General features: G+C 72.0%; 7 protein-coding genes, 1 tRNA gene and 1 pseudogene. 6 read left to right on the top strand and 3 right to left on the bottom strand.

The window, feature by feature from the left end; all coding sequences use genetic code 11:
* Positions 1–11: 11 nt before the first annotated feature.
* Positions 12–1,703 (bottom strand): thiamine pyrophosphate-binding protein, encoded by a 1,692-nt coding sequence (locus tag OG985_RS11625; RefSeq protein ID WP_371668214.1) that lies wholly within the window; start codon positions 1,701–1,703, stop codon positions 12–14.
* A gap of 177 nt (positions 1,704–1,880) precedes the next feature.
* Here OG985_RS11625 and sucC point away from each other — a divergent pair, with 177 nt between their 5' ends.
* From sucC to OG985_RS11610, 3 genes are all read left to right on the top strand, one after another.
* Positions 1,881–3,011 (top strand): ADP-forming succinate--CoA ligase subunit beta, encoded by a 1,131-nt coding sequence (gene sucC, locus OG985_RS11620; protein WP_371668213.1) that lies wholly within the window; start codon positions 1,881–1,883, stop codon positions 3,009–3,011.
* Positions 3,012–3,022: 11 nt separating this feature from the next.
* Positions 3,023–3,922, top strand: coding sequence for a succinate--CoA ligase subunit alpha (sucD, locus tag OG985_RS11615; RefSeq protein WP_371668212.1), 900 nt, complete (start codon positions 3,023–3,025; stop codon positions 3,920–3,922).
* Between the two features lie 95 nt (positions 3,923–4,017).
* Positions 4,018–5,559: an aldehyde dehydrogenase family protein gene (locus tag OG985_RS11610; RefSeq protein ID WP_371668211.1), complete on the top strand. Its 1,542-nt coding sequence runs from the start codon at positions 4,018–4,020 to the stop codon at positions 5,557–5,559.
* Between the two features lie 94 nt (positions 5,560–5,653).
* On the opposite strand, the gene OG985_RS11605 is transcribed toward OG985_RS11610, so the two are convergent.
* Complete coding sequence (locus OG985_RS11605) at positions 5,654–6,988, bottom strand: DUF2254 domain-containing protein (protein WP_371668210.1); 1,335 nt, start codon at positions 6,986–6,988, stop codon at positions 5,654–5,656.
* Between the two features lie 141 nt (positions 6,989–7,129).
* Between OG985_RS11605 and OG985_RS11600 the strand changes: the two genes are divergently transcribed.
* From OG985_RS11600 to fusA, 3 genes are all read left to right on the top strand, one after another.
* A tRNA-Leu gene (locus OG985_RS11600) sits at positions 7,130–7,217 on the top strand.
* 277 nt (positions 7,218–7,494) lie between these two features.
* Entirely contained in the window at positions 7,495–9,003 is a 1,509-nt protein-coding gene (locus OG985_RS11595; protein ID WP_371668209.1) for a hypothetical protein, read from the top strand.
* Between the two features lie 485 nt (positions 9,004–9,488).
* On the top strand, positions 9,489–11,537 hold the full coding sequence (gene fusA, locus OG985_RS11590) for an elongation factor G (RefSeq protein ID WP_371668208.1): 2,049 nt from the start codon (positions 9,489–9,491) through the stop codon (positions 11,535–11,537).
* 80 nt (positions 11,538–11,617) lie between these two features.
* Here fusA and OG985_RS11585 read toward each other — a convergent pair.
* A pseudogene (locus tag OG985_RS11585) lies at positions 11,618–13,397 on the bottom strand (coagulation factor 5/8 type domain-containing protein).
* Between the last annotated feature and the right edge of the window lie 124 nt (positions 13,398–13,521).

Raw genomic sequence — 13,521 nt, 5'->3', positions numbered from 1 at the left:
GGGCGTTCACCTCACTTGTACATCGTCTGGTTCATGGTTCCGGGGGCGTACGCGTCCGGGTCGACCCAGACGTTGATCAGCGACGGCTTGCCCGACTCGCGGGCGCGCCTGAGGGCCGGTGCGATGTCGGCGGGGTCGCGGACCTCCTCGCCGTGACCGCCCAGCATCTGGGCGAACTTGTCGTAGTGGACGTCGCCGAGGGTGTTGCCGACCCGCTCGCGCTCCGGGCCGTACTTCTGGGCCTGGCCGTAACGGATCTGGTTCATCGAGGAGTTGTTGCCGACGATGCCGACGAACGGCAGGTCGTAGCGGACCAGCGTCTCGAAGTCCCAGCCGGTCAGGGAGAACGCGCCGTCGCCGAACAGGGCGACGACCTCCTTGTCGGGGCGGGCCTGCTTGGCCGCGAGCACGAAGGGGACGCCCACGCCGAGGGTGCCGAGGGGGCCCGGGTCCATCCAGTGGCCGGGCGACCTGGGCTGCACGACCTGCCCGGAGAAGGTGACGATGTCGCCGCCGTCGCCGATGTAGATCGAGTCCTCGGTCAGGAAGTCGTTGATCTCGCTGACCAGCCGGTACGGGTGGATCGGGGAGGCGTCCGACCTGAGGCTCGGCAGCCGCTTCTCCAGAGCCGTCTGCTCGGCGGCGCGCAGTTCGTCCAGCCACTCCTTGCGCCGGGAGGCGCCCCCGTTGACCCGCCCGGAGGCCGCCTCGGCCACCGACTTCAGGACCAGTCCCGCGTCGCCGACGATCCCGAGGTCGATGTCCCGGTTCTTGCCCACGGTCCGGTAGTCGAGGTCGATCTGCACGACGGTCGCGTCCGGCGAGAGCCGCTTGCCGTAGCCCATCCGGAAGTCGAAGGGCGTGCCGACGATGACGATGACATCGGCGTGGGAGAAGGCGTAGCGGCGCGACAGCTGGAAGTGGTGCGGGTCGCCCGGCGGCAGGGTGCCGCGGCCGGCCCCGTTCATGTACGCCGGGATGTTCAGCGTCCGTACGAGGTCGACGGCCGCCTCGGTGCCGCGGGTCGTCCACACCTGGCTGCCCAGCAGGACGGCCGGCTTCTCGGCGTGCACGAGCAGGTCGGCGAGCTTCTCGACGGCTTCGGGGTCACCGGCCGAGCGGGTCGAGGCGCGGTAGGCGCCGGGCTTCGGGACGCGGGCCCCGGCCACCGGCACCCTGGCGTCGAGGACGTCGCGCGGGATCTCCAGGAAGGAGGGTCCGGGAGCGCCGTGGTAGCACTCGCGGAACGCCATGGACACCATGTCCGCCGCGCGCGCCGTGTCGGGCACGGCCGCCGCGAACTTCGTGATCGGCGTCATCATGTCGACGTGCGGCAGGTCCTGGAGGGACCCCATCTTGTGCTGGGTGAGTGCCCCCTGGCCGCCGATCAGCAGCATCGGGGACTCGGCGCGGAAGGCGTTGGCGACACCGGTGACGGCGTCGGTCGTGCCGGGTCCCGCGGTGACGACCGCGCAGCCCGGTTTGCCGGTGATGCGGGCGTAGCCGTCGGCGGCGTGGGCGGCGACCTGTTCGTGGCGGACGTCGACGACTTCTATGCCCTCGTCGACGCAGCCGTCGTAGATGTCGATGATGTGGCCGCCGCACAGGGTGTAGATGCGGTCGACCCCCTCGGCCTTCAGGGCCTTGGCAACGAGATGACCGCCGGAAATCACGTCCTGGCCGTCCTGGGTGTCGTCGGGCATGGCGAAGTCCTGTCCCTTCCTCGGGGATTGGAACGCTCTCGCGGTACATTGCATACAGTCGACGAATACTGTATGAAGCTTGTTATCCCGCATCCGGTGGGTGGTGTCCAGGGGGCGTGCGGCACTTTTCAGGGTCCGGGGATCGCTCTCCGGACGACGCGTCAGACGGGAGCCGAAGTGGATCTCTACGAACACCAGGCAAGGCAACTCTTCGAGGAACACGGCATCGTGGTGCCGAGGGCGGAGGTCACCGACTCACCCGCCCGGGCACGCCGGATCGCCCGCGCGCTCGGGGGACGGGTCGTGGTCAAGGCCCAGGTGAAGACGGGCGGGCGGGGCAAGGCGGGCGGAGTGAAGATGGCCGCCGACCCCGCCGCCGCCGAACTCACGGCCCGTCAGATCCTCGGCATGGACATCAAGGGCCACCCGGTCGGCACGGTCATGCTGGCCCAACCCGTCGACATCGAGAGCGAGTTCTACGTCTCCTACGTCCTGGACCGGGCGGCCGGCCGCTTCCTCGCCATCGCCTCCGCGGAGGGTGGCATGGAGATCGAGGAGGTGGCGGCGACCAGGCCCGAGGCCGTGGCGCGGGTCCATATAGACCCGGTCGAGGGTGTCACCTCGGCGAAGGCGTCCGAGATCGCCGAGGCGGCCGGGCTGCCACCGCGGACGGTCGACGTCCTGGTACGCCTGTGGCAGGTGCTCGTCCGCGAGGACGCCCTCCTGGTCGAGGTCAACCCGCTCGTCCGCACCGCGCAGGGACAGATCCTGGCCCTCGACGGCAAGGTCACCCTCGACGACAACGCCCGCTTCCGCCAGGCCCGTTGGGGCACACAGAACACGACCCACGACGACCCGCTCGAGGCGGCCGCCGCCGCGAAGGGCCTCAACTACGTCAAGCTGGACGGAGAGGTGGGCGTCATCGGCAACGGCGCCGGCCTCGTCATGTCCACCCTCGACGTGGTCGCGGGCTGCGGTGCCCGCCCCGCCAACTTCCTCGACATCGGCGGCGGGGCCTCCGCCCAGATCATGGCCGACGGTCTGTCCGTCGTCCTCTCCGACCCGGCCGTGAAGTCCGTCCTCGTCAACGTCTTCGGCGGGATCACCGCCTGCGACGCGGTCGCGGACGGCATCGTCCGGGCCCTGGAGACCGTGCGGCCGACCAAGCCGCTCGTCGTGCGCCTCGACGGCAACAACGCGGCCCGCGGCCGAGCCGTCCTCGACGGCCACGCGCACCCGCTGGTCCACCAGGCCACCACCATGGACGGCGCCGCGCGCGAAGCCGCCCGACTCGCCCACGCTGCCTGAGGAGACGACGCATGGCCATCTACCTCACCAAGTGGAGCAAGGTCCTCGTCCAGGGCATGACCGGCGGTGAGGGCATGAAACACACCCGGTTGATGCTCGCGGCCGGCACGGACGTCGTCGGCGGTGTCAACCCGCGCAAGGCGGGCCGGAGTGTCGACTTCGACGACCGTGCGGTCCCCGTCTTCGGGTCGGTGGACGACGGTATGCGGTCGACCGGAGCCGATGTGTCCGTCGTGTTCGTCCCGCCCGCCTTCGTCAAGGCCGCCGTCGTGGAGGCCGTCGACGCGGGCATCGGCCTCGTGGTCGTCATCACGGAGGGCGTCCCGGTCCACGACTCCGTCGCCTTCACCGCGTACGCACGCTCCCGGGGCACCCGGATCGTCGGCCCCAACTGCCCGGGGCTGATCACCCCCGGGCAGTCCAACGCGGGCATCATTCCGGCCGACATCGCCAAGCCGGGCCGCGTCGGCCTGGTGTCGAAGTCCGGGACGCTCACCTACCAGCTCATGTACGAGCTGCGGGACACCGGCTTCTCGACCTGCGTCGGCATCGGCGGCGACCCGGTGGTGGGGACGACCCACATCGACTGCCTGGCCGCCTTCCAGGACGACCCCGACACCGAGCTGATCGTGCTCATCGGGGAGATCGGCGGTGACGCGGAGGAGCGCGCCGCCGCGTACATCCGCGAGCACGTCACCAAGCCCGTCGTCGGCTACATCGCCGGTTTCACGGCGCCGGAGGGCAGGACGATGGGTCACGCGGGCGCGATCGTCTCCGGCTCGTCCGGCACGGCACGGGCGAAGCGGGAGGCGCTGGAGGCGGCCGGCGTCGGGGTGGGCGGCACCCCCACGGAGACGGCCCGGCTGGTACTGGCCCGGCTGGAGACGGAGCGTGACGTCACTCATAGTTGACACCCGGTCACTTTCAGGAGTTCGTGCGGCTCGCTAGCGTCCTCCACAGCCATGCACCACCGCCCCCGACTGTGCACCGAGAGCGGAGCAACCGAATGGCAACCACCCTCACCCCCAAGGCGGGCACGTCCTGGACCGACGCCTGGCGACGCTGTCTGGCCGTCGCTCCCGAGGCGTTCCGCGACGACCGCGTCCTGAACCTCTGGAACGCGGCCTGGCAGGCGGACGGCCGGGCCCTGCCCGCCACCAGTCCCGTCGACGGCAGCCCCGTCGCGGGCCCGCCGCGGCTGGACCGGGTCGCCGCCCACCAGGCCGTGCGCGCCTCCCTCGACCAGCACCGCGCCTGGCGGCACGTGGCCCTCGACGAACGCCGGGCCCGCGTCGCCGCCACCCTCGACGCGCTCACCGAACACCGTGACCTCCTCGCGCTCCTGCTCGTCTGGGAGATCGGCAAGCCCTGGCGGCTCGCGCAGGCCGACGTCGACCGGGCCATCGACGGAGTGCGGTGGTACGTCGACGGCATCGAGCCGATGCTCGCCGGTCGGGCCCCGCTGGACGGCCCGGTGTCCAACATCGCGAGCTGGAACTACCCGATGAGCGTGCTCGTGCACGCACTGCTGGTCCAGGCGCTGGCGGGCAACGCGGTCATCGCCAAGACCCCGACCGACGGCGGTGTCGCCTGCCTGACCCTGGCCTGCGCGCTCGCAGCCCGGGAGGGGATACCCGTCACTCTCGTCAGCGGCAGCGGAGGCGAGCTCTCGGAGGCGCTGGTGCGGGCGCCCGAGATCGGCTGCGTCTCCTTCGTCGGCGGCCGCGACACCGGCGCCGCGGTGGCCACGGCCGTCGCCGACCTCGGCAAACGGCACGTCCTGGAACAGGAGGGGCTCAACACCTGGGGCATCTGGAACCACACCGACTGGGACGCGCTGACGGCGCTCGTCCCCAAGCTCTTCGACTACGGCAAGCAGCGCTGCACGGCGTACCCGCGATTCGTCGTCCAGCGTGAGCTCTTCGACGAGTTCCTGGCGGCCTACCTCCCGGCGGTCCGCACGCTCCGGGTCGGCCACCCCCTCGCCGTCGAGCAGCGCGACGACCCCTACCCGCAGGTGGACTTCGGCCCGGTGATCAACGCGGCCAAGGCCAAGGAACTGCACGACCAGGTCGCCGAGGCGATCGACCGCGGCGCCGTACCGCTGCACCGCGGCAAGCTGTCCGACGCCCGTTTCCTGCCCGGTCAGGACACCTCGGCGTACGTGCAGCCGGTCACGCTCCTCAATCCGCCACCGTCCTCTCCGCTGCACCACGCGGAGCCGTTCGGCCCGGTCGACACCATCGTCCTGGTCGACACGGAGGCGGAGCTGCTGGCCGCGATGAACGCCTCCAACGGAGCCCTGGTGGCCACCCTGTCCACGGACGACCGGGCGACGTTCGAGCGGCTGGCCCCGCAGATCCGCGCGTTCAAGGTCGGGCACGGCACACCGCGTTCCCGGGGCGACCGCGACGAGTTGTTCGGCGGGTTCGGCGCGTCCTGGCGGGGCGCGTTCGTCGGCGGGGAACTCCTCGTGCGGGCCGTGACACGAGGCCCGGCGGGGGAGCGGCTGCCCGGGAACTTCCCGGACCACCACCTGATGCCGTGACGGGCGGTGGGCGGCGTCGCATGGACGCCGCCCACCGCGGCGGTGGTGACCTGCTGCCGTCGATCGGCCGGACCGACAGGCGGCGGGGCCGCGCCTACCCGATGCCCTGCCGGTCCGGGTGCAGTGCGAACGCGCGGTCCGCGGCCTCCGGCACGGCCCGCTCCACCGCCTGGACCAGCAGCGAGCGATGCCGGACCAGCGGCTCCCGGCGGTCCGCCGGAACGACCCGGAGGAGATCGTCGATCCCGGCCAGCAGCCGGCGGGTGACCTGCGGACTGTGCACCGCGGCCCACCGGATCTCGGTCAGGGCGAGGTCGACGAGTTCGGGCCAGCCCGGCACGGGCCGCACCAGCCGTACGGCGCCCTTCCGGTCCCGGTGCAGCGCGGCACCGAGCGGACGCCGCGCCACCACGGCCAGGAACCGCAGGATGCGGTCCACGGCCTGCACCGCTGTCGTCGGGTCGTTCACGGAGGACGACAGGGCGCGCAGCGCGATGTCCGACAACTGGCGCAGCCCGAACCCGAGGTCCTGGTAGAAGGTGCGCTCGGCGCTCACCGACACATGGGAGTGCAGCGCCGCCACTCCCTTCGTCAGCGGCCCCCCGTGCACGGCGAACACCGGAGTGCCCGGCACGACGAAGTCCCCGACCCCGGGAATGAGCCGCAGCACGACGCCGTGCCGCCGCGCCGTACGGACGAGCCGTGCGATGTTGACGTCCCGCAGCACCCCCGCGCTGCCGTGATGGGCGAGACGGGCGGTCTCGGGCCCGAGTCCGTCCGCCTCGTCGGCGGACCCGTCCGGCGGCAGCTCCGCGACGACCCGCAACGACTCCGCGGTGATCAGATCCACGACGTGCCCCACCCGCATCAGCCGCAGCATCGAGTTCACGTACATCACGAAGAGGACCACACTCAGCCCCACCATCAACGACGTGAGGACGGACTGGATGAGCGGGGTGGAGGACACCAGGGTGGGGTCGGGCTCGCTGTCGTAGGAGGCGAGGACGAGCAGCGACAGGACGAACGTGGCCAGGAACACCGCGAAGGTGGCCTTGGTGATCCGGCTCCGCACGAAGATCGGCACGACGCGGGGGCTGAGCTGCCCGGCGGCCATCTGCACGGCGACCAGCGAGATGCTGAAGACCACACCGATGAAGGTCATCATCGCCGCGCTGACCGTGGTGACGACGGTCCTCGCGTCGTCGGCGATCCCGTGCAGAGCCCGTACGGCGTCCTTGTCACCCGAGTCACGCAGCGCGGTGAGGATCGCCTCGTCCGCCGCCGACGCCCCTGCCCAGACCACGAACACCAGCACCAGGGCGGCGGTGGGAGCGAACCAGAACGTGTCCCGCAGATGCTCCCGCAGCGGTGACAACGCCCGGGGCCGCCGCCCCGGCGACGAGCCGGCCGTAGTCTTCCAGTCACCCATGGTGAGACTGTAGATGCACCTTCCGCCCACCCCCGGGACCCCCGCCGGGGCGTGGATATGCAGGTGAAAGCCACTCCGAAAGCTTGGTATTGTTGTCCACGTCGCCGCGGGGAACACCCCCGTCCGGGCGGCAGACACCTGGTCCGGGTGGCGGAATGGCAGACGCGCTAGCTTGAGGTGCTAGTGCCCTTTAACGGGCGTGGGGGTTCAAGTCCCCCCTCGGACACCAGCACTTTTCACCGTGGCAACGCGATGCGGGTCGGGAACATCCCGATCCGCATTTTTCGCGTTCCACGTCATGCGGACGTCGCCCCCACCGCTCGCCCGTCCCCGCCCTCGCCCCGCCCCGCCCCGCCGACAGATTCCGGCCTGGACCTGAGCCGGTTCCAGCGGTTCCCGGCCATCCCTGTCACTCGCCGCGTGCGGTGTCCGGGCCCGGCCGTGCCCTCGCCGGTCGAACTGTAGGGTGAAAAGCGGGAGTACAGACCATGGGGGAAGGATGGGCCATGCCCGTCGGCCGTAACGCCACGCTGTCCCGCACCGATCGGCCGCTCCGGCCGCCGGCCGTCGCCGGACCGTGGTGGCGGGTGCGGGGCGAAGGGTGGCTCGCGGTCCTGGCCGGCGTCTTCGTCCTGGCCCAACTCGCCCTCGTACCACCGGCGATGGGCCTCGGCTGGGACGAGGCGGTGTACGTCAGTCAGGTCAGCCCGCACGCGCCGGCCGCGTTCTTCAGCGCGCCGCGCGCCCGCGGCGTCCCGCTGCTGGTCGCACCGATCGCGTCGTGGTCCTCGTCCGTCGTGCTGCTGCGGGTCTATCTGGCGGTGCTGGCCGGCCTCGGCCTCTTCCTGGCGCTGCGCGCCTGGCGGGGCATCTTCCCGGTGCGGGTGCGCGCGATCGGGGGCGCCCTGTTCGTCTCCCTCTGGGTGACGATGTTCTACGGGCCGCAGGCCATGCCGAACTACTGGGTCGCCGTCGGCGCCCTGGCCGGCACCGGCTGTTTCCTGCACGCGCAGGCCAACAGCCGTGACCACCGGGCCCTTTGGGGCGTCGGTCTGAGTGCCGCCCTGATGGGCTGGATGCGTCCCACGGACGCCGTCTGGGCGGTCGTGCCGCTGCTCGTCCTGCTGGTGGGGGTACGACGGTGGCGGCGCCCCGCGCTGCTGGCCGCTCTGCTCGTGGGCCTGGCCGCGGGCGCGGCCGAGTGGGTCATCGAGGCGTACGTCTCCTACGGCGGCCTCGGCCGGCGGCTGTCCGACGCCTCCCTGATCCAGGGCGGTCTCGGCTGGCACGTGGCCGTCGCCGACCAACTGCGCAGTATGGGCGGGCGGGCGCTGTGCCGCCCGTGCGGCGGCGCCATGCCCCATCCGGCCGTGACGCTGTGGTGGTACGCGCTTCCCCTGTTCGCCGTCCTCGGGCTCGTGATCGCCGTCCGGGCCCGCCGCACCGCGGCGACGCTGGTGCCACTGGCCTGCGCCACGACGGTTGCCGTCCCCTACCTCTTCATGATCGGATACGCCGCCCCGCGCTTCCTGCTGCCCGCCTACGCGCTGCTCGCCCTCCCGGTCGCCGACGCGCTCGTGCACCTGGTCGGCGCGACGAGCCGGTCCCGGCGACCGTTCGCCGTACTGCTGGTGGCGCTCGGGCTGGCCGGACACCTGGCCGTGCAGTACGTCGTGCTGGACCGCACCGTCCAGCGCACCGACGCCGCCCACCAGGACTGGGCGCGCACCGCCGCCGAACTGAACCGGCTGGGCGTCAGCGCGCCCTGCCTGGTCACCGGATTCGAGAACATCCCCATCGGGTTCTACGCCGGCTGCTCGTCGGCGTCGACCGGCGGACACAACGCCAACACCACGGTGAAGGGCATCCGGCGGACCGCCGGACAGATTCCCGTCGCCGTCCTGGTGCCGCCCGGCGGCCACCCGCCCCGTTACGCCCGCTCCTGGACCCACGACCGGGTGGGCGGCCTGCGCGTGTACCTCGGACCGGACGTGGCACGGGAACCACGACCGTGAGCGTCACCGGCACCGGTGACGCGGCGGCGGTCGTCGCCGAGCCTCCGCCTCCCCGGTAGGGACGCCTGCCCCGGCAGACCGGACTCGCGCCCGGAGAAAACCCGGTGCCCCGCCCGCCCCCGCTTCCCTACACTCACGAGGCGACCTGCGCGCGCCCCGTCACGGTGGTCCGCGCACGTCATGACCAGCCCGACCAGTGAGGGGAGCCCGGCCGTGCGTGACCACACCGCCGTCGTCGTTCCCCGATCCCGGTACGAGGTGATCCTGGTGTCCTCGTCCGCCTGGTGCCCGCTGCGCGGCCGGCACCGGAAGCCGTGACGAAGGTCTGACGCCAGCCTGCCGCCACCGGTGTTCTTACAGCCCGTAAGCGTCGTACGTCCCGTACGCCGCAGCTCGAACACCGTTGCCGCGCAACCCTGTTGAGGGGCCGTCAGAGTCCGGCGATCGCGCTGCCCCTTTCCTGATCGACCGAAAGGCCATGGGCCGTGCGCACCCACACCGACCCGCTCACCTCCGTCCGCAACCTGGGCATCCTCGCCCACGTCGACGCCGGCAAGACCACCGTCACCGAGCGGATCCTCTACACCACCGGAGCCACGCACCGGCGCGGTGAGGTCCATGACGGCACCACCGTCACCGACTTCGACCCGCAGGAGCGCGACCGGGGGATCACCATCTTCGCCGCGGCGGTCAGCTGCGCCTGGAACGGCCACCGGATCAACCTGATCGACACGCCGGGCCATGTCGACTTCGCCGACGAGGTGGAGCGTTCGCTGCGTGTCCTCGACGGCGCGGTCGCGGTCTTCGACGCCGTCGCCGGGGTCGAGCCGCAGAGCGAGTCCGTGTGGCGGCAGGCCGACCGGCACGGCGTGCCGAGGATCGCGTTCGTCAACAAACTCGACCGCGCGGGCGCCGACCTCGACACGGCCGTCGCCTCGATCCGGGAGCGGCTGCACCCGGCCCCGCTGGTGGTGCAGTTGCCCATCGGGACGGAGCACGGTTTCTCCGGCGTCGTCGATCTGCTCCGGCTGCGTGCGCTGACCTGGGCCGAGGCGACGGAAGCGGCCGAGGAGGGGCCCGTACCGGAGGAGTTGCGTGAGGAGGCGCGGCGGCGGCGCCGGCTGTTGGAGGAGGCGGTGGCGGAACTCCACCCGGGAGCACTGGAGGAGTTCTGTGAGCGCTCCGCCCTCGCACCGGAGACCCTCGCCGCCGCGCTGCGGGAGCTCACCCGCAGCGGCGACGGTCTGGTCGTGCTGTGCGGCTCCGCCTACCGCAACCGCGGGATCGAGCCGTTGCTCGACGCCGTGGTGGCGTACCTGCCGTCCCCGCTCGACGTACCCGCCGTACGCGGCACGCACGACGGGGCGGAGCAGGAGCGGGCCGCCGACCCGGCGGGCCCGCTGGCGGCGCTCGCGTTCAAGGTGAACGCGACGACGACGGGACGACTGACGTACCTGCGGATCTATTCGGGAACGCTGGAGAGGGGGGACACGGTGTGGGACGCGGGAGCGGGGCGCACCGAGCGCGTCGGTCGGATCCTGCGGGTGCAGGCGGACCGGCACGAACGGCTGGACCGGGCGGTGGCGGGTGACATCGTGGCCGTCGCAGGGCTGAAGTCCGCCCGCGTCGGCGCCACGCTGTGCGCCCCCGGGGCTCCGCTCGTCCTCGAACCGCCGGGTGTCGCCGAGCCGGTCGTGTCCGTGGCCGTCGAGGCGCGCGGCGCCACCGACGGCGACCGGCTCGCCACGGCGCTGGCACGGCTCGCCGAGGAGGATCCGTCACTGGTGGTCCGGACCGACCCCGAGACCGGTCAGACCGTGCTGTCGGGCATGGGTGAACTGCACCTGGAGGTCGCGGTGGAGAAGCTCCGGCGCGCCCACGGGCTGGCGGTGACCGTCGGCCGGCCCCGGGTGTCCTACCGCGAGACGGTCGCCCGCGGGGTGTCCGGTCTGGTCTTCCGGCACGTCAAACAAGACGGTGGGGCGGGCCAGTTCGCCCATGTCGTCCTCGACGTGGAGCCGCTGGACCAGGCGGCCGGGTTCGAGTTCCGGTCCGCCGTGGTGGGCGGGCGGGTGCCGCAGGAGTACGTCCGCGCGGTCGAGGCCGGCTGCCGTGACGCCCTCGGCGACGGGCCGCTGGGCGGCCATCCGGTGACCGGGCTGCGCGTCACCCTGACCGACGGGGCGACCCATGTGAAGGACTCCTCGGAGACCGCCTTCCGCACGGCGGGCCGTCTGGGTCTGCGGGAAGCCCTGCGGGCCTGCGTGTCGGTGCTGCTCGAACCGGTTGTCGAGGTCACGGTCACCGTGCCCGACGACGCGGTCGGCGGTGTCCTCGGCGACCTGGCGGCCCGGCGCGGCCGGGTCTCCGGTTCGGTCGCGCGCGCCGGTACGGCGGCGGTCACCGCCACCGTGCCGCTGGCCGAACTCTTCGGCTACGCGACCCGGTTGCGCAGCCGCACCCAGGGCCGCGGCACCTTCACGGCCCGGCCCGCCGGTTACGCGCCGGCGCCGGCCGTGACGCCGGCGCGGTAGGCGCGAGGCGGCTCCCGTCCGTGTCATCCCGTCCGTGTCCGACACGGGGACACGGACGGGAGCCGCTGCGGCAGGTCGGGTCAGGGGTACGACACCACCGTCGACGGCACGGTGGAGGTACCCGAGGTGGGCGCCCCCGTCTCGTTGATGACGCGCTCGTACTGGCCCTGGCCGCCGAGGGAGACGACGAGCAGGTTGTGGAACCTCACGCCCGGCCGGTTCGGGGCCGCGAAGCCGTTGTGCTGCACGATCGTCGGGTCCACGTTGTAGTAGCAGTAACTGCCCAGGCCCCAGCCCTCGTGCGCGGTCACGTTGTCGCCGACCTTGTACGCCGCGTACCCCTTGACCGAGCCGTTCTGGATCGCGGCCTGGTTGGGGGCGTCGTACGCCTTCTCGTTCTGGAAGAAGATCGTGCGGCCGCGCTGCCCCGACCACTGCACGTCGTACTTGTTGAAGTGCTCCACGAACAGGCCGGTGGCGAGTACGTCGTCGCCGTTGACGACGACGCCGTAGTCGGCCCGGTTGGTCTCCCAGCCGACGCCGGTGCCGTGGTCGGCGCGCCAGACCCAGGTGTGGTCGACGATGGTGTGGCGGCTGTTGATCACCATGCTGGTGGTGGCCTTGCCGGCGCCCGCCCCGCCGATCCGGATGAACACGTCCTGCACGGTGGTCGGGTTGGCGGAGTGGTCCCGCGACGCGCCGGGCGGCCCGACCTCCAGCAGGGTGGCGGAGTTGACCGGTCCGGCGTCGACGAGGAAGCCGGCCAGCCGGACGCCGTCGACGTCCGCGACCTTCAGCGCCGTGACGCCGTTGTCGGGGATCAGCGTGGCGTACCCGAGGCCCAGGACGACGGTGCCCGCGCGGTTCACCTGGACCGGCTGGTCCAGGTGGTAGATCCCCGGGGTCAGCAGCAGATGGAGCCCCTGCGCGAGGGCCTGGTTGAGGGTGGCCGCGGAGACGCCGGGCCTGGCGACATAGAACTGCGACAGCGGCAGCGAGGTGCCCCGCGGTGTGCCGTTGCCCCAGGTCACACCGCGGGCGTTCGTCCGCTTCTCCGGCAGGAAGACCCGGTACTCACTGCCGTTCAGGTACAGGAACGGCTTCTCCCGGGAGACGGGAGTGGTGTCGAGCGTGGTGTACGGCGGGTTCGGGAAGCTCTGCGCCGGCGCGCCCTGGACGCCCGAGAACACCATGTTCCAGACCCCGTTGAGCCAGCTGCCGATCGCGCTGTCCCGGGTGTACCACTGCTGCTGCGAGTACGGTCCCACCTGGCCGTCGATGCGGCTGTCGGCGATGTAGCCGCCGCTCGCCCAACCGTAGCCGGTGGGGGAGAGGTTGAGGCCGCCGCGGACATGCATCCGGCGGAAGGGGGCCGCCTGGGCGACCGCCCAGCGGTTGGTGCCGTTGACGGGGACGAGCGCGAGGTTCTCCGCCGAACGCCAGAAGTTCTGCGTCGCGTTGCCGTTGAACCAGCCGGCGTCGACCGTCACGTCCCCGTTGATGGTCGTGTCGTCGGGGGACAGGCCGAGGCCGGCGATCGAGGTGTAGAAGCCGAGCTGGGCGTTGAGCCCGTGGTAGGTACCGGGCTTGAAGAGCAGCGCGTAGCGGCCGGTGCCGAACTGGGCCGACTCCTGCCGGGCGAACACCTCGTCCAACCTGGCTTGTATACCTGGTGTGTTGGGGTCGAAGACGATGACGTTCGGACCGAGGTCGCCGCCGCCGGGCAGGGCGCGCGGGCTCTTGGCCGACGAGGCCGCCGCCGCGGGCACGGCGGCGATTTGCGGCCAGGGCGGGGGCGGTCGCCGCGGCGGCGAGCACGGTTCTGCGGCGCAGGGAGGGTGAATCGGGGGTGTGGGGCATGGGGCGGCTCTCCTGTTCGGGAAGTGAACGGGGGACGTTCTGGGAGCGCTCTCTCGCCGGGGAATGCTTCAACTAACCGAACGGGCGCGTCAAGAGGTGCGACCGGAGTCGTGCAAGCTGTGCC

It is taken from the genome of Streptomyces sp. NBC_00289, from assembly GCF_041435115.1.
Lineage (GTDB): Bacteria > Actinomycetota > Actinomycetes > Streptomycetales > Streptomycetaceae > Streptomyces.
The sequence above is the reverse complement of the archived record's forward strand: the minus strand, read 5'-3'. Positions and strand labels throughout refer to the sequence as shown.

Coding starts and splice junctions, on each gene's coding strand:
- OG985_RS11625 (WP_371668214.1), bottom strand. CDS start 1,703: ATGCCCGACGACACCCAGGACGGCCAGGACGTGATTTCCGGCGGTCAT.
- sucD (WP_371668212.1), top strand. CDS start 3,023: ATGGCCATCTACCTCACCAAGTGGAGCAAGGTCCTCGTCCAGGGCATG.
- OG985_RS11610 (WP_371668211.1), top strand. CDS start 4,018: ATGGCAACCACCCTCACCCCCAAGGCGGGCACGTCCTGGACCGACGCC.
- OG985_RS11605 (WP_371668210.1), bottom strand. CDS start 6,988: ATGGGTGACTGGAAGACTACGGCCGGCTCGTCGCCGGGGCGGCGGCCC.
- OG985_RS11595 (WP_371668209.1), top strand. CDS start 7,495: ATGCCCGTCGGCCGTAACGCCACGCTGTCCCGCACCGATCGGCCGCTC.